This window comes from Bradyrhizobium sp. BR2003 (assembly GCF_009720285.1).
Taxonomy (GTDB): Bacteria; Pseudomonadota; Alphaproteobacteria; order Rhizobiales; family Xanthobacteraceae; genus Bradyrhizobium; species Bradyrhizobium elkanii.
In genome coordinates, this window is the sequence record NZ_SMYJ01000048.1 from 19,083 (window position 1) to 38,922 (window position 19,840).

The following is a 19,840-nucleotide window of genomic DNA, read 5'->3' on the forward strand; positions in this document are numbered from 1 at the left end:
GAGCGTCTGATGCGATATCTGCCGGTGTTTCTGGATCTGCAAAGCGGCAAGGTGCTGCTCGTTGGAGCGGGCGACCTCGCGCGCGCCAAGCTGCGGCTGCTTGCAGCCGCCGGCGCCGCAGTGCGCTGGTACGCGACCGACGGCGACCATGACATTGCCGGTCTCACGGCGGAGGACGCCGCGCGGATCGAGCGCGCCGAAGGCGATCCGCTCACCGCCGATCTCTCCGATGTCATCGCCGTCCTCTGTGCCGGCGCAGGCGAGATCGGTGTTGCGATGTCGGTGCGCGCCAAAGCGATCGGCCTGCCGGTCAACGTGATGGACGACCTCGTACACTCCACCTTCATCATGCCGGCGATCGTCGATCGCGGCGATGTCGTGGTCGCGGTCGGCACCGGCGGCACGTCGCCGGTGGTGGCGCGCCGCATCCGCGAGAAGATCGAGGCGGTGCTGCCGGCGCGGATCGGCGATCTCGCCGGCTTCATCGGCGGCGTCCGCAAATCGATCCACGCCCGCATCGAAGAGTTTCCGCTGCGCCGCCGCTTCTGGGAGCGCATCGTCGACGGCCCGATCGCTGCGCTGGTGCTGGCCGGCCGCAAGGACGAGGCCGAGCAGGCGCTGCACGCGATCTCCGATCCCGCCGCATTCGCCGGCGCGAGCGCGGAAGGCAAAGCCATTGGTCACGTGACGCTGGTCGGCGCCGGTCCCGGCGATCCGGATCTGCTCACGGTGAAAGCGTTGCGCGCGCTGCAGGATGCCGACGTCGTGTTCTATGATGAATTGGTGTCGCCTGAAATTCTCGACCGCATCCGGCGCGATGCCACGCGGATCCCGGTCGGCCGCCGCGTCGGCAAGCCCGGCATCGGCCAGGACGCCATCAACGCATTGATGATCGAGGCCGCGCAGTCGGGCCAGCGCGCGGTGCGGCTGAAGGGCGGCGATCCCTTTATCTTTGGCCGCGGCGGCGAGGAAATCGAGGCGCTGCGCGACGCCGGCGTCGCTTACTCCATCATTCCGGGCGTCTCCGCCGGTCTGGGCGCGGCCGCGCAGTTCGAGGTGCCGCTGACCTTCAGGCACGAGGCGCTGCGCATCACCTTCCTCACCGCGCACAAGGCGCGCGATGCCGAGGTCGTCGACTGGTCGGTGCTGACAGACAAGAAGATGACCGTCGTCGTCTATATGGGCATGACCGCGGCGCCCTCGATCCGCGAAGGCATGCTTGCCGCGGGCCGCTCGCCGGAGACGCCGGTCGGCGTGTTCGCGCGCGTCACGCGGCCGGATGCCAAGGCCGCGGTCGGCACGCTGGCGCGGCTGCCCGAGCTCGTCAAACAGGTCGATGGCGGTCCCGCCATTCTCATCATCGGCGACGTGGTCGCGCATTCCGCGCCGTGGAGCCGGTCCAACGTCACCCAACTCTTCTCCAACCAGATGTTCTCCGAACTGCTGAAAGCTGCCGAATGACCTCTCCGCTTGAACAGAAGAAAATCAGGATCACGGGCCCCTCCGTGGTGACCGCCAACCGCACTTGGGATGGTGCCGTGGTGTATCGAACCGCCAAGCAAGGCTGGTCCACCGAACTGTCCGATTCTGCTGTCGTCAGCACCTCCGACGATGCGCGCGCATTGCTGGCCGAAGCCACCGCCGACGATGTCGGTGCGGTCGGCCCCTACATCGCGCCGGTCGAGCTCAAGGACGGCGGCAAGCTCAAGCCGGGCAATCTTCGCGAACACATCCGCGCCAAGGGCGTCACGATCGATCTCCAGGTGCCGGCGTAAGGCTCATCCATCATGTATGCATATGACGAACTCGACCGCACGCTGATCAACGAGCGTGTTTCGGAATTCCGCGACCAGGTGAAGCGCCGCCTTTCCGGCGAGCTCACCGAGGACGAATTCAAGATCCTGCGCTTGCAGAACGGCGTGTACCTGCAGCTGCACGCCTACATGTTCCGCGTCGCGATTCCCTACGGCACGCTGTCGTCGAAGCAGCTGCGCCGGCTCGCCCATGTGGCGCGCCGCTACGATCGCGGCTATGGCCACTTCACCACGCGGCAGAACATCCAGTTCAACTGGATCAAGCTCGCCGAGCTGCCCGACGCGCTGGCCGATCTCGCGGAAGTCGGCATCCATGCGATGCAGACCTCCGGCAACAACATGCGCAACGTCACGTCGGACCAGTGGGCCGGCGTCGCGCCCGGCGAGATCGAGGATCCGCGGATCTGGTCGGAGATCCTGCGCCAGCACACCACGCTGCATCCGGAATTCTCGTTCCTGCCGCGCAAGTTCAAGATCGCGATCACGGCCTCCGAGCACGATCGCGCCGCGATCAAGATCCATGACATCGGGTTGCGGCTGCACAAGAACGCCGACGGCGAGACCGGTTTCGAGGTGCTGGTCGGCGGCGGCCTCGGCCGCACGCCGTTCATCGCCAAGACCATCAAGCCGTTCGTGCACGGCCGCGACATCCTGAGCTATGTCGAGGCGATCCTGCGCGTCTACAACCAGTATGGCCGCCGCGACAACATCTACAAGGCGCGCATCAAGATCCTGGTGCACGAGCTCGGCATCGAGAAGTTCGCTAGGGAAGTCGAGGAGGAGTGGAAGGCGATGGGCGATGTCGGGCTGACGCTCGATCACGCCGCCATCGAGGAGGTCCGCTCGCGCTTCTCCTATCCGCCTTACGAGAAGCTGCCGCACATGCCGGACGAGTTGAAGCAGGCCGCGCATGATCCGCTGTTCGAGCGCTGGCGCAAGAACTCGGTCGCGCCGCACAAGGTGCAGGGCTATTCGATCGTGACGCTGTCGCTGAAGCCGGTCGGTGGCCCTCCGGGCGATGCCACCGCCGAGCAGATGGACGCGGTCGCCGATCTCGCCGACAAATATTCGTTCGGCGAGATCCGCGTCGGCCACGAGCAGAACCTGGCGCTGCCGCACGTCGCCAAGCGCGACCTGCCGCAGCTGTTCAAGGCACTCGACCGCCTCGGCCTCGCGACGCCGAACGTCAACCTCCTCACCGACATCATCGCGTGCCCCGGGCTGGATTACTGCTCGCTGGCGAACGCACGCTCGATCCCGATCGCGCAGGAGCTGACGCGGCGTTTCGCCAACCACGACACCGCCGACCTGATCGGGCGGCTGCACATCAACATCTCCGGCTGCATCAATGCCTGCGGCCATCACCATGTCGGCCACATCGGCATTCTCGGCGTCGAGAAGAACGGCGAGGAGTTCTACCAGATCACGATCGGCGGCCGCGCCGACGAGAACGCGCAGTTGGGAACGCTGATCGGCCCGGCCGTTCCCTATGCGGAAGTCGCCGACGTGATCGAAGACATTGTCGAAGCCTATCTCGCGCTGCGCGACCGTCCCGAGGAATTGTTCGTCGATACGGTGAAGCGTCTGGGCGTCGAGCCTATCAGGGAGCGGGTCTATGCCACTCGTTAAGCAGGGAAGAATCACCACCGATCTGTTCGTGCATGTCGCCGACGGCGCCGAGTTGCCGGGCGACGGCGCGGTCCTGGTGAGCGCCGAGCGCTTTCTCGCCGATCCGGAGGCGCTGCTGCGTCGTCCCGGCAAAACCGGCGTGATCTGGCCGAACAACCGCAATCTCGACGATCTCGTGCCGCATCTTGATCGGCTGGCCTCGGTCGCGCTGGTGTTTCCGACCTTCCGCGACGGTCGCGCCTACAGCCAGGCGCGCCTGCTGCGGGAGCGTTACGGCTATGACGGCGAGCTGCGCGCCACCGGCCAGATCCTGCGCGACCAGTTCGTGTTCATGACGCGCGCCGGCTTCGATGCCTTCGAGGTGAAGAAGGATGCCGACGCGGACGCGTTCGCCGCGACCATGAAGCGCTATTCGGTGTTCTACCAGCCGACCGGCGACGGCCGCGTCACCGCACTCAACCGCCGCATGCAGCTGCGTCACTCGGAGAGCGCCGGCCAGTGAGCACGCTTGCACCAGAGCTCGCAGTGGAGCCGACCGCATTGCCCGCGGCCGATGCGCTCGATCGTGCGCTGCGCACGGCCTCGCCAGCCGAGGTGATCGCAGCCGCGGTCAAGACGCTCGGCCGCGAGAAGGTGGCGCTGGTGTCGTCGTTCGGCACCGAGTCCGCCGCGCTGCTCAAGGTGATGGCGGATGTCGATCCGGCGATCCCGGTGGTGTTTCTCGATACCGGCTGGCTGTTCGAGGAGACGCTGGCTTATCGCGACACGCTGATCAAAACGCTCGGCCTCACCGACGTGCGCTCGATCAGGCCCGATGAGGAAGCGCTGTCGCGCCAGGATCCGGACCGCGAATTGTGGTTCACCGATCCCGACGCCTGCTGCCGCATCCGCAAAGTCGAGCCGCTGGCGCGCGCGCTGAAGCCGTTCGCCGGCTGGATCAACGGCCGCAAGCGTTTTCAGGGCGGTGCCCGTGCCGACATCCCGGTTGTCGAGGATGACGGCGTCAGGCTGAAATTCAATCCGTTCGCCAACGTCTCCCGCGAGGAGATCGAGGCGATCTACACGCTCGGCAAGCTGCCGCCGCATCCACTTGTCGCATCGGGATATCAGTCGGTCGGGTGTATGCCTTGCAGCAGCCGGTCCGCTGCCGGCGAAGATGCGCGCGACGGCCGCTGGCGCGGCCGGGCCAAGACGGAATGCGGCATCCATACGATGAAGATGTCATAGGGCATGGAGCGGGGCGCTCGATCGCGATGACGGTTCATCGTGATTTGGCGACGCGACAAAGCCTTCGCAGTGCGGCGACTTCGTAGCACAAGCGCGCTGCGCCGCCGAAAACAAAGAAAACCGGTTTCGTTGACTTAAGACCACTTCGCCGTGAGTTATGTCTTGCGTGTTCCCTGACATTTCTCAGGTTGAATGGAGACAGAAATGATCCGTCGTATCCTGCCGCTGGTCGCGGGACTGTTGTGGGCGAGCTCGGCCTTTGCGGCCGACTATTCGCTGCTGAACGTGTCGTACGATCCGACGCGCGAGCTCTATGTCGATTTCAACAAGGCGTTCGCCGCGGCCTATCAGAAGGAAACCGGCAAGAGCGTCGAGATCAAGCAGTCGCATGGTGGCTCGGGCTCGCAGGCGCGCTCGGTGATCGACGGATTGCAGGCCGATGTCGTCACGCTGGCGCTTGCCTATGACATCGATGCGATCGCGGGCAAGGGCCTGATCGCGGCCGACTGGCAGAAGCGGCTGCCGCTCAATGCCTCGCCCTACACCTCGACCATCGTGTTCCTGGTGCGCAAGGGCAATCCCAAGGGCATCAAGGATTGGGACGATCTGATCAAGCCCGGTGTCAGCGTCATCACGCCGAACCCGAAGACCTCGGGCGGCGCGCGCTGGAATTATCTCGCCGCCTGGGGCTATGCTCAGAAGAAGTTCGGATCAGTCGACAAGGCGAAGAAGTTCGTCGCCGACCTCTATCAGAACGTCCCGGTGCTCGACACCGGCGCGCGCGGCTCGACCGTCACCTTCGTCGAGCGCGGCGTCGGCGACGTGCTGCTGGCGTGGGAGAACGAAGCCTTTCTGGCGCTTCGCGAATTCGGCCAGGACAAGTTCGAGATCGTGGCGCCGGCGCAATCGATCCTGGCCGAGCCGCCGGTGGCCGTCGTCGACAAGGTCGCCGACAAGAAAGGCACCCGCGGCGTCGTCGAAGCCTATCTGAAGTACTGGTACACCAAGGAGGGCCAGGAGATCGCCGCGCGCAACTCCTACCGGCCGCGCGATCCCGAGATCGCCAAGGAGTACGAAAAATCCTTCGCCAAGGTTGAACTTTTCACCATCGACGACGTTTTCGGTGGTTGGACCAAGGCGCAGAAGGAGCACTTCGCCGAGGGTGGCATCTTCGATCAGATTTACAAGAACTGATCGGATTATCAGGGGGATATGTGAGCACAGCGGTTGCACGGCGCAGTACCCTGCCGGGGTTCGGTCTCACCATGGGACTGACCCTGACATGGCTCTCCGTTATCATCCTGATTCCGCTGGCCGCGCTGTTCCTCAAGACGTTCGAGCTCAGCCTCGACCAGTTCTGGGGCATCATCACCAGCCGCCGCACCCTGAACGCCCTGAAGATTTCGTTTGGGCTTTCGTTTGCGGCCGCCTGCGTCAACCTGGTGATGGGCACCATCATCGTCTGGGCGCTGGTGCGCTACCGTTTTCCGGGCCGGCGGCTGTTCGACGCCATCGTCGATATTCCCTTTGCCTTGCCGACGGCGGTCGCCGGCGTCGCGCTGACGCAGCTGTTCGCCCAGAAGGGCTGGCTCGGCGCGCCGCTCGCCGAGCTCGGCATCAAGGTCGCATTCACGCCGATCGGCATCTTCATCGCGATGATCTTCATCGGCATTCCGTTCGTGGTGCGTACGGTGCAGCCGGTGCTGATCGATCTCGATCCCGAGATCGAGGAGGCGGCGGCGAGCCTGGGCGCCAATCGGTGGCACACGGTGTTTCGCGTCATCCTGCCGAGTTTGATTCCGGCGCTGCTCACCGGCTTCGCGCTGGCCTTCGCCCGCGCCATCGGTGAATACGGCTCGGTGATCTTCATCGCGGGCAATCTGCCCAATGTCTCCGAGATCGCGCCGCTGTTGATCGTGATCCGGCTGTCCGAATTCCGCTATGCTGATGCCACCGCGATCGCGGTCGTGATGCTGGTGGCCTCGTTCCTGATCATCTTCCTGATCAACCGGCTGCAGCGCTGGGCGCAAGCCCGCATCCCCGTGCATTGAGGTCTCAAGATGTCGATGCAGACGGGATTGGTGACCTCGACCACGCAACTGCGGACTTACGCACCCGCGACCGATGTCAGCGTGGCGGCGCCGGCGCCGCGGCTCGAGATCGCGCGCGCGGAGCCGGGGACGGCGCAGCGCAATCTGCGCACCGAGCCCGGCCCGATCCGCTTCATCATCATCGCGCTGGCGATCGCCTTCCTTAGCATCTTCGTCGTGCTGCCGCTGGTCGTGGTGTTTGCGTCGGCCTTCTCGAAGGGGATCGGCGCGTATCTCGCGGCGCTGGCGGAGCCCGAGGCGCTCGCCGCCATCAAGCTGACGCTGCTGATTGCCGCGATCTCGGTCACGCTCAATCTCGTGTTCGGCGTGATCGCGGCCTGGGCGATCTCGAAGTTCGAGTTCACCGGCAAGACCTTCCTGATCACGTTGATCGACCTGCCGTTCTCGGTCTCGCCGGTGATTTCGGGCCTGGTCTTCGTGCTGCTGTTCGGCGCGCAGGGCTATTTCGGGCCGTGGCTGCAGGCCCACAACGTCCACATCCTGTTCGCGGTCCCCGGCATCGCGCTGGCGACGATCTTCGTCACTTTCCCCTTCGTGGCGCGCGCGCTGATCCCGCTGATGCAGGAGCAGGGCACCCAGGAAGAGGAGGCGGCGATCTCGCTCGGCGCCTCCGGCCTGCAGACCTTCTTCCGCGTCACGCTGCCCAACATCAAATGGGGCCTGCTGTACGGCGTCCTGCTCTGCAACGCGCGCGCGATGGGCGAGTTCGGCGCGGTGTCGGTCGTCTCCGGCCACATCCGCGGCGAGACCAACACGATGCCGCTCTTGGTCGAAATTCTCTATAACGAATACCAGTTCGTCGCCTCGTTCGCGATCGCGTCGCTGCTCGCGATGCTGGCGCTGATCACCCTGGTGGCGAAGACCGTTCTCGAGCGGCGGCTCGACGAGGCAGAGGTGCCCGATGGCGATTGACGTCAAGAATATCGTAAAGACGTTCGGCAGCTTTGCCGCGCTCGACAATGTCGATCTCAAGGTCGCCGACGGCGAGTTGCTGGCCCTGCTCGGTCCGTCGGGTTCCGGCAAGACGACGCTGCTGCGCATCATCGCGGGCCTGGACTGGCCTGACTCGGGCGAGGTCGCGATCGACGGCGAGAATGCGCTCTCGCGCGGCGCCAGCGAGCGCCAGGTCGGCTTCGTGTTCCAGCACTACGCGCTGTTCCGGCACATGACGGTATTCGAGAACGTCGCCTTCGGCCTGCGCGTGCAACCGCGCGCGATCCGCAAGGACGAGGCGACGATCCGCGCCCGCGTCAAGAACCTGCTCGACCTGGTGCAGCTCGATTGGCTGGCCAGCCGCTATCCCAGCCAATTGTCCGGCGGCCAACGCCAGCGCATCGCGCTGGCGCGCGCGCTCGCGATCGAGCCGCGGATCCTCCTGCTCGACGAGCCGTTCGGCGCGCTCGATGCCAAGGTGCGCAAGGAGCTCAGGCAATGGCTGCGCTCGCTGCACAACGAGATCCACGTCACCTCGATCTTCGTTACCCATGACCAGGAAGAAGCGCTCGAAGTCGCCAACCGCGTCGTGGTGATGGACAAGGGCAAGATCGAGCAGATCGGCTCGCCCGGCGAGGTCTATGACAATCCGGCGACCGCCTTCGTGCACGGCTTCATTGGCGAATCTATCGTGCTGCCGGTCGACGTCGCCGGCGATGCGGTGCGGCTGGACGGCCGTCCCCTGAACATTCCGGCGCTCGGCGCGGCATCGGGCGCGGCAAAACTGTTCGTCCGCCGCCACGACATGGCGGTCGGCCCGGCCGGAACGGGCGCCCTGGAAGGCGCCATCCGGCATGTCCGTTCGTTCGGCCCGATCCAGCGCGCCGAGGTGGCGCTGTCGGGGAGCGAGGGCAAGACCGTGATCGAGATCGACGCCCCCCGCGACCGAGAGCTCCAGGCCGGCGAAATCGTCTCCCTGCAGCCCCGCCGCTACCGGATCTTTGCCGCCCAGGAGTAGAGCCGTAGCCCCCTCGCTCCGCCGATGGGCTGTCCCGGATTGCGCTCCGCTGCCTCCGGGCTACCGGGCCAACGATCTCACCCGTCATTCCGGGGCGGTCCGCAGGACCGAACCCGGAATCTCGAGATTCCGGGTTCGATGCAACCGCAGCGCCCCGGAATGACGGCGTTTTGTGTGGCCAAAAGTTAGCCGCTGTTCACCATTCAGCCACGGTTGGTATGCAACAACGGCAGGCCAACCTTGGGGGTTCTCAAAAGTGAAACGGACGACGGTCGCCCTGTTCGGGCTTCTGGTGCTTGCCGGCTGCGCCGCCGACACCAAACTCCCGGAAGAACCGGCCATGTATCTCAACATGGCACAGCCCGGCGCGGTGCTGGACAGCCAGGCCGCCGCGATCATGTTCTCGCAGTACCGCCAGAACAATGGTCTCGGCACCGTCGCGGTGGATCCGGACCTGACCAAGCTCGCCGAGCAGCAGTCGCAGGCGATGGCCGCCCGCAACAAGATGGACCACGACGTGAAGGCCCCGCTCGGCAAGCGGCTGCAGGCCGGGGGGTATCCAGCGGCGGTGGCGGTCGAGAACATCTCGGCCGGCTATCACACGCTGGCCGAAGCCTTTTCGGGCTGGCGCGATTCACCGCCGCACAAGGCCAATATGCTGAAGAGCGGTGTCACAAAAATGGGCATCGCGGCGGTCTATGCTCCAAACACCAAGTACAAGGTGTTCTGGACGCTCATTTTGGCGGCAACCTGATCTCGATAAATTCCGCGTGATCTGGCGCATGATCCGGAAAAGTGTGAGGCGGTTTTCCGGGAAGGTCATGCTCAAGCAAAGAGCTCCGAATCTCGTTGATTGACGCCGCGGCGAACAGCCGCCACGGTGCGTCTCAAGTCATTTCCTGACCCAACGGTTACGAATGGATACTTCGGATTCCGCGCCGGCCTCGACGCCTGCGCAAGCGCAGCGCGTGCTGGTTCTTCAGGGCGGCGGCGCGCTCGGCTCCTATCAGGCCGGCGCCTTTCAGGCGCTCTGTCACGCCGGCTTCGAGCCGGAATGGATCGCCGGCATCTCGATCGGCGCCATCAACGCCGCGATCATCGCCGGCAACGAGCCGGCCAAGCGCGTGCCGCGGCTGAAGGAATTCTGGGAGATGGTGTCGGCGCCGGTGCCGTGGAATCCGGTCTCGAAGCATGAACGCGCCCGCTCGCTGTTCAACGAGACCAGCGCCGCCATCATCGCGACCTTCGGCGTGCCCGGCTTCTTCACGCCGCGGATCCCGCCGGCGCCGCTGTGGCCGCCCGGCAGCTCGCAGTCGCTGAGCTATTACGACACCGCGCCCCTGAAGAAGACGCTGGAGGGCCTCGTTGATTTCGACCGCATCAACGATCTGAAGATGCGCCTGTCGGTCGGCGCGGTCAGCGTCACCTCGGGCAATTTCCGCTATTTCGACAATTACGAGTTCAGGAAGCTCGGCAAGAAGATAGGCCCCGAGCACATCATGGCCTCGGGCGCGCTGCCGCCGGGCTTTCCGTCCGTCGTCATCGAGGGCGAGCACTACTGGGACGGCGGCATCGCCTCGAACACCCCGCTCGACTTCGTGCTCGACGAGGAGATCAGCCGTGATCTCCTGATCTTCCAGGTCGATCTGTTCAGCGCGCGCGGGCCGTTGCCGGAGACGCTGCTGGAGGCCGCCGAGCGCGAAAAGGACATCCGCTACTCCAGCCGGACGCGGATGAACACCGACAAGAACAGGCAGATCCACAACGCCCGCATGGCGGTGCGCGACCTGATCGGCAAGCTGCCCGATTATCTGAAGAACGATCCGTCGGTGGAGCTGCTGCGCAAGGCGTCCAAGGAGAACACCGTCACGGTGGTTCACCTGATCTACAAGAGCAAGAACTACGAGAGCTCCTCGAAGGACTACGACTTCTCCCATGTTGCGATGGTCGAGCACTGGGGCGCGGGCGTCCGCGACGTGCATTTGTCGATGCGTCACAAAGAATGGCTAGAACGGCCGCAGTCCGGGGAAACCATGGTGACTTACGACCTCACGGGGGATGAACCCACACCCCCCGCAAGCAAATAGGAGCGACCGATAATGGGTACGTTGACAGGCAAGACCGCCGTTGTGACCGGCTCGACCAGCGGCATCGGATTGGCGATCGCGCGCGCCTTCGCGGGTGCCGGCGCCAATATCGTTCTCAACGGCATGGGCGTTCCGGCCGATATCGAGAAGGAGCGTTCGGGCATCGAGACCGACTTCAAGGTCAAGGCCGTGCATTCGCCGGCCGACATGACCAAGCCGGCCGAGATCGCCGATATGATTGCGCTCGGCGAGAAGACTTTCGGTTCGGTCGATATCCTCGTCAACAATGCCGGCATCCAGTTCGTTGCGCCGATCGAGGAATTCCCGCCGGAGAAGTGGGAAGCGATCATCGCGATCAATCTGTCGTCGGCGTTCTACGGCATCCGCGCCGCGGTGCCCGGCATGAAGAAGCGCGGCTGGGGCCGCATCATCAACACCGCCTCGGCGCACTCGCTGGTCGCATCGCCCTTCAAGTCGGCCTATGTCTCGGCCAAGCACGGCATCGCCGGTCTCACCAAGACGGTGGCGCTGGAGCTCGCGCAGCACAAGATCACCTGCAACTGCATCAGCCCGGGCTACGTCTGGACCCCGCTGGTCGAGCACCAGATCCCGGAGACCATGAAGGCGCGCAACATGACCAAGGAGCAGGTCATCAAGGACGTGCTGCTCGCCGCGCAGCCGACCAAGGAGTTCGTGACCTCCGATCAGGTCGCAGCGCTTGCGCTGTTCCTGTGCAGCGACGACGCCGCGCAGATCACCGGCTCCAACTACTCGATCGACGGCGGCTGGACCGCGGAGTAATTCTCCGGCGCGATTTGGCGGCCTCAGAACGAGCCGGCCCTGATTGGATCAGGGCCGGCTTTTGTTTTGGAGGCAGCGGGCCGGGGTGGACGACATCGCGAGCTGTGCGCAAGTGGGCGTCGTCGCCATCGCTTGGAGCCATCCCTTTTCGGCAAATTTTCGCAACTTTTTCCGATCGGATTCAGGACGATTTGGCACGCCGTGAGATGATGGCAAGGGCATTCGTGGCGAGGAGCAAATCGGATGGAGCAGCGGCAGCCATATGACGAGGTGATGGGCAAATCGCATTCCGAGCTTCGGCCCGCCTCCCAGCTACGGCTCAAGGGTCAGGTGGTCCTCGCCGGGAGCGCCGGTTACGACGAGGCGCGCAGGGTCTGGAACGGTGCCGTCGACAGGCGGCCGGCGATGATCGCCTACTGCGCGGATACCCGGGACGTGGTCGAGGCGGTGACGTTCGCGCGGACCCGCACGTTCCCGGTGGCCGTTCGCAGCGGAGGCCACAATGTCGCTGGCCTCTCGGTTTGTGACGGCGGCATCGTCATCGACCTGTCGCGGATGAAACGCATCGATGTCGATCCGGTCCGGCGCACCGCGCGCGCGGAGGCCGGCCTCGATCTCGGCGAATTCGATCGTGCTACGCAGGCGCACGGTCTGGCGACCACCATGGGGGTCAACAGCGACACCGGCATCGCCGGGCTGACGCTTGGCGGCGGCTTCGGCAAGCTCGGGCGAAAATACGGGTTGACCTGCGACAACCTGATTGCCGCCGAAGTGGTGACAGCCGAGGGACAGGTCTTGAGGGTCAGCGCGACCGAACACCCCGACCTGCTGTGGGGCTTGAGAGGCGGCGGCGGCAATTTCGGCATCGTGACTGCGTTCGAATACCGGTTGCATCCGATCGGCACGTCGTTGCCGGTCGCGTCAACGCTTTATCCTTACGATCAGGCGCGCGAGGCCATGCGGTTCTACGACGAGTTCGCGCGAAACGCTGCCGATGAGGTCAACGTCGATGCGGCCCTTGTGACGCTGCCGTCGGGCGACCGGTTCTTCAACATCTCCGGTTGCTACGTCGGCTCGCATCGTGACGGGGAGCGCGCGCTTTCGCCGATCGTCAAGTTCGGCTCGCCCGTCGAGACGCGCCTCGCAACCGTCCCCTATCTCGAGATCCAATCGGGTGGCGATGCCCTGTTTCCGCGGGGACGTCGCTATTACTGGAAGGCGCAGTTCCTGCGCGAGATCGGTGCGGGCGCGATCGACGCGCTGCTCGACGCCTATGCGAGAGCCCCCAACACCTCGTCCTTGCTGGTCCTCCAGCATGTCGGCGGCGCAATTGCACGGGTTCCGGTATCGAGCTCGCCCTACGCAAACCGGGATGCGGCGTTCGACTGCTTTCCGGTCGCGATCTGGGACGATCCGGCCGGCGACGAGGCGAACATGCATTGGGCGCGCGAGCTGTGGAGTGCCGTCAGGCCCTATTCGACCGGCGGTGTCTATGCCAACAATCTGGGGGATGAGGGCGAAGACCGGGTGCGCGACGCCTATGGCGAAAATTACGCGCGCCTTGTCGCGCTCAAGAACAAATATGATCCGACGAATTTCTTCCGCCTGAACCAGAATATCAAGCCGACGACATAGTTCAGGGCATCGGAGAAAATCCAAATGCGAAGCCGTTGGACCATTCTTGCTGCTCTGTTCGCCGCTCGTGCCACCATCGCCTTTCAGTTTCAGAGCGTCGCGGCCATCGCGCCGCAGCTCAGCCAGGGTCTGGGCGCGAGCCTGGCCGATATCGGCGTTCTGATCGGGCTCTACTTCGCGCCGGGCGCCCTGCTTGCCTTGCCTGGCGGCGCGATCGGCCGCCGCTATGGCGACAAGGTGGTGGTCGTTGCCGGCCTCCTGATGATGCTGGCAGGCGAACTGCTGATGACCGCGTCAACGTCGTGGAGCGCGCAGATCGCGGGCCGACTGACTGCCGGCATCGGCGGCGTCCTCCTGAACGTTCTGATGACCAAGATGGTCGCGGACTGGTTTGCCGGCCGGGAAATCGCCACCGCGATGGCCATTTTCATCAACTCATGGCCGGCCGGCATCGCAGTCGCTCTCATGCTGTTGCCGGCAATCGGAGCCACGCTCGGCCTCCATGCCGTCAATCTTGCCGTCGCCGGGGTGATCCTGATCGGTCTTGGCCTCATTGCTCTGGTTTATCGCGCGCCGGATGCGGCGGTCGCGGTTGAAAGCGGGCGCCGCAGCCTGACCGCCGATACGATCTGCGCCGTGACTGCCGCCGGCCTGATCTGGTGTCTCTACAACATCGGTTTTGCGATGATCTTCAGTTTCGGTCCGTCGATGCTTGTCGAGCAGGGCTGGTCCGGCGCCGCAGCCGGATCAACCATCAGTATCGTGCTCTGGCTCGCAGCCCTTTCGGTGCCGTTGGGCGGCTTCCTCGCCGATCGGACCAGGCGCGGCGAGGTCATCCTGGCCACGGGCTGCGTCGCCTTCGCGCTCCTGACACTGCTCCTGTCGCGCAGCGGCACTGTGCTTCCCGTCGTCATCGCTCTTGGAATCCTCTGCGGCCTGCCTGCCGGTCCGATCATGAGCCTGCCTGCGTGTGTGCTTGAGCAGAAGACGCGGCCGATCGGAATGGGAATATTCTACACCGTCTACTACGCCGGCATGCTGGCGGGACCGGCGATCGGAGGAAGGCTCTCCACCGCGGTCGGCTCCGCCAGCGCGGCGCTCGACTTCGGCGCCGCGGTGCTCCTGGCCTGCCCGGCCGTGCTGTGGTTCTTCCGCCGCATGGTTGCCGGCCACGATTGGGGGCAGGCGGACATCAGGCGCGCCTGACCGGCGCAAGGCTGAACGCGGTCAGGCAGGTGTTCCAGTCCGGCGGCGGGCATGCCATCGCATTAGGCCGCGCCCGGCGGAATGCTATGACGCCGGCCGCCGCCTGCCGAACGCCAGCACGTGCAGCCCGAGGCGTGAGCGCACCACATAGAACAAGAGGATCGTCTCGAAGGTCAGCGACAGCGAGGTCGAGGCGGCGGCGCCCATGCCGCCGTAGCGCGGGACGAGGGCGATGCAGAGCCCGACATTCATCAGGAACGACACCGCATAGGCGGTGGCGCAGATGCTCTGGTGGCCGAGCATGTTCAACAGCCGCTCCACCGGCCCGATCGCCGAGCGCACCACGAGTCCGATCGCGGCGACGAACATGATGCTGTAGCCGTCGACGAATTTCGGGCCGAACAGCCACAGCAGCGGCTTGCCGAACGCCAGCAGGGCGACGGTCGCGAACAGCGAGGGCCAGAACGTCCAGCTGATGGCGTGCGCGACATAGGCCGACAGCCGGTCCTTGTCGCCGAGCGCATTGTATTCGGCGAAGCGGTGCGCGGTGGTCGCCGCCATTGCGTAGTGCACGAACGACACCAGCGCCAGCGTCTTCACCACGGCGAAATAGATGCCGACCTCCTCGGACGAGCGGAACTGCTGCAGCATCAGCACGTCGGTGTAGCCGAGCAGGAGATAGAAGCTCTCGACCAGCATGATCGGCAGCGAGATCGCGAACCAGCCCTTGACGTCGTAGGTCTTCTCGCCCCGCCCGAGATGGGCGGCGAGGCGGCGGTTGAGCACGACCATCTGGCCGATCGCCGCGATGTACGCCGCGGCCGCGCTCGCGATCATCGCTGCGGTGGCGCCGAGATTGAGGCCGAGCGCCAGCGCGCCGGCGGTCAGGGCGATGATCAGCCCCTGCCGCACGATGAACTGCGGCATCAGGCCGAGCTGCATCCAGTCATGCGCGCGGGAGATGCCGTCCTGGGTGTTGGCGACGACGAAGGGCGGCAAGGTCAGGCAGCCGATATAGAGCGGCACGATTGCGTTGGGATCGATCCAGGGCGAAGCGAGGTGGATCACGCCGGCGAGCAGCAACGCGACCATGCTGGACGTCGCCAGCACCACCCAGCGGCCGCCGGAGAGGAAGCCGCGCAGCGCCGCGAGGTCGCCGCGGGCGCGGTATTCCGGAATGATCTTCTGCGCGGAGGGCGCGATGCCGAAATCCATGGTGCTGCCGAGCAGCAGCACCCAGGTCCAGACATAGACATAGATACCGTAGTCCGAGCCGCTCATCCAGCGCGCCAGCAGGATCTGCGCGAGATAGGCGATGGCGGCGCTGACGACGCGGATGGCGAAGATCATGCCGGCGAGGCGCTTGGTGACCGACGCCTCCTTGGTGCCGCCGAGCGCGCGCGCGGCGAGGTCACGCAGGCGTGCGACCCGGCCCAATGGCGCAGAGGTTGCGGATTGTGTCTCCATCACAGCCAAGGCGGAAAATTCCTAAAGCGCCGCACGGCGGCAATGGCCTCCGATCTATCAACGAAACGTTAATATTGGGTTCGGCGACTGCACCCCCTCGGGGTCGTCCCGGGGCAGTGCGAAGCGCTGAACCTCAGGTGCGCAATTGCGCACCGGGGGACCTCGAGATTCCCTCGGGCGCAATTGCGCCCTTGAGGTTCGATGCGCTGCATCGCCCCGGAATGACCCTGCGGCTCAATTCAAATTGATATTGAATTCGTAGCTTTTGTCGCCGCCGACCAGCGTCAGCTTCAGTGCGGCGCCGTCGGCCTTGGCGCCGGGCGGCAGGCCGTCGAGCTCGAAGGAGAAGCGCTTCACGCCCGGCGGCGCGTGTTCGACGAGCTTGGGCACCGGCAGCGCCCAGTCGGGCGTCGGCCCCTCGACGAACAGGCTGAGGTCCTTGCTCTCGGGCGCGCTGACATCGACCAGCACGTTGTTCTTGCCGTTGCGCTTGACGTCGCGGATCGAAAACGGGATGGGGTCGCCGATATTGGCGGGCTTCGGCACCGCGTTGAGCGCTTCCGACAGCGCGGCGTCCTCGGTCGATGCGACGCTCGCGAACGCCAGCTCGGCCTTCGCCTCTACCGGCACGCACAGCTTCTCGCACACCGCGTAGTTGATGTCAGCGCGCAGCACCAGCGGCTTGTCGGGATTCTTCGCCACGATGCGCAGCGGCAGCACCACCTGGTGCTTGTAGCCGAGCGAGGTGCCGCCGGCGCCGTCGTCGAATTGCCGCGGCGCCGGCCACATCACGGTAACCGCCTCGACGTTATCCGACCTGGAGAAATCGAACCGGGGCGGCACGCCGGAATCGCCAGGCGTCCGCCAATAGGTCTTCCAGCCGTCCTGCAACCGGAACGCAATGCCGCCAAGCAGCACCGCGCCGCTCCGCGATCCGGCGAGCAGCCGCACCGCCGAATGCGTGTCCTGTTGCCACGGCGAGGCGTCGTCGGCGCGCACCTCCGTTGCCATACATGCGACGGAAAACAGGGCGGCGACGCCAAATGCGGCCCGCAAGGGAACTATGACGATCATGAGACGTCTTTACCTGCAACTTTCGGTGCAAACCATTGAATTGCTTGTGATGCATCGCCGCACGGCGGTCGATGGTTGATTGACAGAACCGCCACCCGATATCAGGATGCCAAATCAGCAGGAAAGGCCTTTGCGGATGCGCCCTGAAGGCAAACCAGGCAAGACTCGCAAGACCGCCGCCGGCAGAAGCCCGGCCGTCGGTGCCCATGCCGCCGAAGGCGGCTATCTCGACGGCCAGATGCTGATCGCGATGCCTGTCATGGACGACCCGCGCTTCGAACGCTCCGTGATCTACATGTGCGCGCATTCCTCCGAGGGCGCGATGGGCATCATCGTCAACCGTCCGGCCGGCAGCATCGATTTCCCCGGGCTCCTGGTGCAACTCGACATCATCGAGAAGTCGGACCAGATCCAGCTGCCCGAGAATGCCGAGATGATGAAGGTGATGAAGGGCGGCCCGGTCGACACCGGCCGCGGCTTCGTGCTGCATTCCAGCGACTTCTACATTCAGGATGCGACGCTGAACATCGACGACGGCATCTCGCTCACCGCGACCGTCGATATTCTCAAGGCGATCGCCAAGGGCGCCGGGCCCAAGCACGCGATCCTCGCGCTCGGCTATGCCGGCTGGGCGCCGGGCCAGCTCGAGAACGAGATCCAGCACAATGGCTGGCTGCATTGCGACGCTGATCCGGAGTTGATCTTCGGTACCGACGTCGACGAGAAATACGCGCGCGCCTTGCGCAAGATCGGCATCGAGGCCGGCATGCTGTCGAACGACGCCGGCCACGCGTAGCGCGTTGCTTTTTTTGCGAGCGATGGTGCGTTCTCGGTGTCGTCCCGGCGAAAGCCGGACCCATAACCACCGCATGCGGTTGTGGCGCCTCGCTGGGGCCACAGCGTCGCGCAATCTCGCACATTTGTGGTTATGGGTCCCAGGTCGCGCGGAACCTGTCATCGGGCGGCGCTTCGCGCCGACCCGTTGGCTTGCCCGGGACGACGGCTGTTGGGTTGGCTACGACAGCGGTGAGTTGGGCTACGATGGCGGCGCCCGCTACTCCGCCGCTTCCTGCGCGACCGTCGGCTGGGTGCCCGCGACCGTGGCGCGTCGCATGTCGCGGGGCTGCGACTGGTCGTAGCGGCGGACGCGGTGCACGGTCTGGCGGTTGTCCCACATCACGAGGTCATGCACCGTCCATTTGTGCACATAGACGAACTCGGGCTGCGTCGCGTGCTCGGTGAGGTCGCGCAGCAGCAGCCGCGCCTCCGGCATGCTCATGCCCCTTATGGCGCCGGCGTGCGACGACAGATACAGCGACTTGCGGCCGTGCACCGGATGCGTCCGCACCAGGCGCTGCAGCACCGGCCTGAACATCTGCTTCTCTTCTTCGGTGTAGTCGAGGAAGCCGAGCGAGCCGCGCGAATACATCAGCGAGTGCTCGCAGATCATGTCCTCGATCTCGGCCTTGGTCTCGTCGTCGAGCGCGTCATAGGCGGCGCGCATGTCGGCGAATTCGGTGTTGCCGCCCTTCGGGTTCACCACGCGCGCCGACAGCAGCGAGAATTTCGCCGGGATCGGCCGGAACGAGCTGTCGGAGTGCCACAGGCAGTTGCCGAGGTTGAACAGATGGGTGCGGTGGTCCTTCGGTAGCGGCTTGCCGTCCTTGTCGAGATTGGAGACGTCGTTGAGCCCTGCGGAAAGACGATAGTCCTCCTTCTTCGCCACCGTGCCGCCGCGCGCATCTTCGCGCTCGCCGAAATTCAGCGCGAATGCCATCTGTTGTTCGTCGGAGATGTCCTGGCCGTGGAACACGAGCACGGCGTATTTGTCCATGCCGGCCTCGATGTCGATCGCTTCCTGCTGCGTCAGCGGCTTGCGCAGATCGACGCCGGAGACCTCGCCGACGAAATGCTTGTGAAGCTGCCGGATCAGGACCGTCATTGGCGTATCTCCCCGTCTGTCGCGGGCGGCTTTCCCGCTTCGTTTGACGGGAAGGCTACTCACCGCGCGCGCGCTGTCAACGCTTCGCGGCGGCGCGCGGATCAGGCATTCCGCGCCATCAACCCGCCGTCGACCGGAATCACGGCGCCGGTCAGGAACGATGCGGCGGGCAGGCACAGGCTCAGCGTCATGTGCGCGACCTCTTCCGGATCGCCGTAACGGGCGAGCGCGGTGCGGCGCTTGGCGTAGAGCGTCTTGTGCTCCTCGGAGATGCGGTCGGTGATCGCGGTGCGGATCGGACCCGGGCAGATGCAGTTCACGGTGATGCCTTCGCGTCCCAGTTCCACCGCGAGCGAGCGGGTCAGGCTGGTGACGCCGCCTTTCGCCGCGGAGTAGGGGCTGTGCAGCGCGGTCGCGCCGAGCGCCTCGGTCGAGGCGATGTTGACGATGCGCGGCGAGCGCGACTTGCGCAGGTATGGCAGTGCCGCGCGGATGATGCGCGGATGCGCCGTCAGCATCACCGCGATGCCCTTGGCCCAGGCGTCTTCGTAAGCGGGATCGTCGATCGGCACCCGCACCGAGATGCCGGCATTGTTGACGATGATGTCGAGCCCGCCGAAATGCGCGGCGACATCGTTGACGACTTTGGTGATGGCGTCGCGATCGCTGACGTCGAGCGTCCAGGCCTTCGCCGAGCCGCCGCTTGCCGAAATCTCCTTCGCCACCGCTTGCGTGCCTTCTTCGGTGAGGTCGGTAACCGCGACATTGGCGCCTTCATCGGCGAACACCCGCGCGGTGGCGCGGCCCATGCCGCTGGCGGCGCCGGTGACGAGAACGGTGAGGCCCTTCACCGAACGGCTGAGCTGCTTGTATTCGGACATCACCGACCCCCCGTT

Annotated in this window: 19 protein-coding genes; 15 read left to right on the forward strand and 4 right to left on the reverse strand. The window is 65.2% G+C overall.

The annotated features are described in order from the left end of the window. Positions 1-9 precede the first annotated feature (9 nt). The 14 genes from cysG (at position 10) to E2I15_RS36900 (ending at position 14,461) form a co-directional block, all read left to right on the forward strand. Complete coding sequence (cysG, locus tag E2I15_RS36835; RefSeq protein WP_137476682.1) at positions 10-1,461, forward strand: siroheme synthase CysG; 1,452 nt, start codon at positions 10-12, stop codon at positions 1,459-1,461. Further along, complete coding sequence (locus tag E2I15_RS36840) at positions 1,458-1,775, forward strand: DUF2849 domain-containing protein (protein WP_028334721.1); 318 nt, start codon at positions 1,458-1,460, stop codon at positions 1,773-1,775. Before cysG ends, E2I15_RS36840 begins: the two co-directional genes overlap by 4 nt. A 12-nt stretch (positions 1,776-1,787) precedes the next feature. Next, on the forward strand, positions 1,788-3,443 hold the full coding sequence (locus E2I15_RS36845) for a nitrite/sulfite reductase (protein ID WP_137476683.1): 1,656 nt from the start codon (positions 1,788-1,790) through the stop codon (positions 3,441-3,443). Next, positions 3,430-3,945 (forward strand): DUF934 domain-containing protein, encoded by a 516-nt coding sequence (locus E2I15_RS36850; protein ID WP_028334723.1) that lies wholly within the window; start codon positions 3,430-3,432, stop codon positions 3,943-3,945. Before E2I15_RS36845 ends, E2I15_RS36850 begins: the two co-directional genes overlap by 14 nt. Before the next feature lie 23 nt (positions 3,946-3,968). Beyond that, positions 3,969-4,670 carry a phosphoadenylyl-sulfate reductase gene (locus E2I15_RS36855; RefSeq protein WP_422109811.1) on the forward strand — a complete coding sequence of 234 codons (702 nt, stop codon included), beginning with the start codon at positions 3,969-3,971 and terminating at the stop codon, positions 4,668-4,670. A gap of 204 nt (positions 4,671-4,874) precedes the next feature. After that, on the forward strand, positions 4,875-5,864 hold the full coding sequence (locus E2I15_RS36860; RefSeq protein WP_170991392.1) for a sulfate ABC transporter substrate-binding protein: 990 nt from the start codon (positions 4,875-4,877) through the stop codon (positions 5,862-5,864). A gap of 50 nt (positions 5,865-5,914) precedes the next feature. Beyond that, a complete protein-coding gene (gene cysT / locus E2I15_RS36865) occupies positions 5,915-6,721 on the forward strand; it encodes a sulfate ABC transporter permease subunit CysT (protein WP_028342242.1) in 807 nt (268 codons plus the stop codon). Between the two features lie 9 nt (positions 6,722-6,730). Next, the gene (gene cysW, locus E2I15_RS36870; protein ID WP_422109808.1) at positions 6,731-7,693 is read left to right on the forward strand and encodes a sulfate ABC transporter permease subunit CysW; all 963 of its coding nucleotides are present in this window, start codon (positions 6,731-6,733) and stop codon (positions 7,691-7,693) included. Continuing rightward, positions 7,683-8,732, forward strand: coding sequence for a sulfate/molybdate ABC transporter ATP-binding protein (locus E2I15_RS36875; protein ID WP_137476686.1), 1,050 nt, complete (start codon positions 7,683-7,685; stop codon positions 8,730-8,732). Before cysW ends, E2I15_RS36875 begins: the two co-directional genes overlap by 11 nt. A gap of 256 nt (positions 8,733-8,988) precedes the next feature. Further along, positions 8,989-9,486: a CAP domain-containing protein gene (locus E2I15_RS36880; RefSeq protein WP_137476687.1), complete on the forward strand. Its 498-nt coding sequence runs from the start codon at positions 8,989-8,991 to the stop codon at positions 9,484-9,486. Between the two features lie 163 nt (positions 9,487-9,649). Beyond that, positions 9,650-10,819, forward strand: a complete 1,170-nt coding sequence (locus E2I15_RS36885; protein ID WP_137476688.1) for a DUF3734 domain-containing protein — start codon at positions 9,650-9,652, stop codon at positions 10,817-10,819. 12 nt (positions 10,820-10,831) lie between these two features. Then, positions 10,832-11,620, forward strand: coding sequence for a 3-hydroxybutyrate dehydrogenase (locus E2I15_RS36890; protein ID WP_137476689.1), 789 nt, complete (start codon positions 10,832-10,834; stop codon positions 11,618-11,620). A 243-nt stretch (positions 11,621-11,863) separates the two neighbouring features. Next, complete coding sequence (locus E2I15_RS36895) at positions 11,864-13,255, forward strand: FAD-binding oxidoreductase (protein WP_137476690.1); 1,392 nt, start codon at positions 11,864-11,866, stop codon at positions 13,253-13,255. Positions 13,256-13,279: 24 nt separating this feature from the next. Next, positions 13,280-14,461 (forward strand): MFS transporter, encoded by a 1,182-nt coding sequence (locus E2I15_RS36900; protein WP_137476691.1) that lies wholly within the window; start codon positions 13,280-13,282, stop codon positions 14,459-14,461. A gap of 84 nt (positions 14,462-14,545) precedes the next feature. Here E2I15_RS36900 and E2I15_RS36905 read toward each other — a convergent pair whose 3' ends face one another. Then, on the reverse strand, positions 14,546-15,937 hold the full coding sequence (locus tag E2I15_RS36905) for an oligosaccharide flippase family protein (RefSeq protein ID WP_422109809.1): 1,392 nt from the start codon (positions 15,935-15,937) through the stop codon (positions 14,546-14,548). Between the two features lie 225 nt (positions 15,938-16,162). Continuing rightward, the gene (locus E2I15_RS36910; RefSeq protein ID WP_137476692.1) at positions 16,163-17,002 is read right to left on the reverse strand and encodes a protein-disulfide reductase DsbD domain-containing protein; all 840 of its coding nucleotides are present in this window, start codon (positions 17,000-17,002) and stop codon (positions 16,163-16,165) included. A 136-nt stretch (positions 17,003-17,138) separates the two neighbouring features. Here E2I15_RS36910 and E2I15_RS36915 point away from each other — a divergent pair, with 136 nt between their 5' ends. After that, positions 17,139-17,798 carry a YqgE/AlgH family protein gene (locus E2I15_RS36915; RefSeq protein WP_137476976.1) on the forward strand — a complete coding sequence of 220 codons (660 nt, stop codon included), beginning with the start codon at positions 17,139-17,141 and terminating at the stop codon, positions 17,796-17,798. Between the two features lie 258 nt (positions 17,799-18,056). Here the strand turns inward: E2I15_RS36915 and E2I15_RS36920 are convergent, their stop codons facing one another. Both E2I15_RS36920 and E2I15_RS36925 read right to left on the reverse strand, forming a co-directional pair. Continuing rightward, positions 18,057-18,944 (reverse strand): TauD/TfdA dioxygenase family protein, encoded by an 888-nt coding sequence (locus E2I15_RS36920; protein WP_137476693.1) that lies wholly within the window; start codon positions 18,942-18,944, stop codon positions 18,057-18,059. A gap of 101 nt (positions 18,945-19,045) precedes the next feature. Next, on the reverse strand, positions 19,046-19,825 hold the full coding sequence (locus E2I15_RS36925) for an SDR family NAD(P)-dependent oxidoreductase (RefSeq protein ID WP_155262765.1): 780 nt from the start codon (positions 19,823-19,825) through the stop codon (positions 19,046-19,048). Between the last annotated feature and the right edge of the window lie 15 nt (positions 19,826-19,840).

What these genes read in the sequence shown, in the direction of transcription:
- cysG (WP_137476682.1), top strand. Translation starts at nt 10, where the DNA reads ATGCGATATCTGCCGGTGTTTCTGGATCTGCAAAGCGGCAAGGTGCTG.
- E2I15_RS36840 (WP_028334721.1), top strand. Translation starts at nt 1,458, where the DNA reads ATGACCTCTCCGCTTGAACAGAAGAAAATCAGGATCACGGGCCCCTCC.
- E2I15_RS36845 (WP_137476683.1), top strand. Translation starts at nt 1,788, where the DNA reads ATGTATGCATATGACGAACTCGACCGCACGCTGATCAACGAGCGTGTT.
- E2I15_RS36850 (WP_028334723.1), top strand. Translation starts at nt 3,430, where the DNA reads ATGCCACTCGTTAAGCAGGGAAGAATCACCACCGATCTGTTCGTGCAT.
- E2I15_RS36860 (WP_170991392.1), top strand. Translation starts at nt 4,875, where the DNA reads ATGATCCGTCGTATCCTGCCGCTGGTCGCGGGACTGTTGTGGGCGAGC.
- cysW (WP_422109808.1), top strand. Translation starts at nt 6,731, where the DNA reads ATGTCGATGCAGACGGGATTGGTGACCTCGACCACGCAACTGCGGACT.
- E2I15_RS36875 (WP_137476686.1), top strand. Translation starts at nt 7,683, where the DNA reads ATGGCGATTGACGTCAAGAATATCGTAAAGACGTTCGGCAGCTTTGCC.
- E2I15_RS36885 (WP_137476688.1), top strand. Translation starts at nt 9,650, where the DNA reads ATGGATACTTCGGATTCCGCGCCGGCCTCGACGCCTGCGCAAGCGCAG.
- E2I15_RS36890 (WP_137476689.1), top strand. Translation starts at nt 10,832, where the DNA reads ATGGGTACGTTGACAGGCAAGACCGCCGTTGTGACCGGCTCGACCAGC.
- E2I15_RS36895 (WP_137476690.1), top strand. Translation starts at nt 11,864, where the DNA reads ATGGAGCAGCGGCAGCCATATGACGAGGTGATGGGCAAATCGCATTCC.
- E2I15_RS36900 (WP_137476691.1), top strand. Translation starts at nt 13,280, where the DNA reads ATGCGAAGCCGTTGGACCATTCTTGCTGCTCTGTTCGCCGCTCGTGCC.
- E2I15_RS36910 (WP_137476692.1), bottom strand. Translation starts at nt 17,002, where the DNA reads ATGATCGTCATAGTTCCCTTGCGGGCCGCATTTGGCGTCGCCGCCCTG.
- E2I15_RS36915 (WP_137476976.1), top strand. Translation starts at nt 17,139, where the DNA reads ATGCGCCCTGAAGGCAAACCAGGCAAGACTCGCAAGACCGCCGCCGGC.
- E2I15_RS36920 (WP_137476693.1), bottom strand. Translation starts at nt 18,944, where the DNA reads ATGACGGTCCTGATCCGGCAGCTTCACAAGCATTTCGTCGGCGAGGTC.
- E2I15_RS36925 (WP_155262765.1), bottom strand. Translation starts at nt 19,825, where the DNA reads ATGTCCGAATACAAGCAGCTCAGCCGTTCGGTGAAGGGCCTCACCGTT.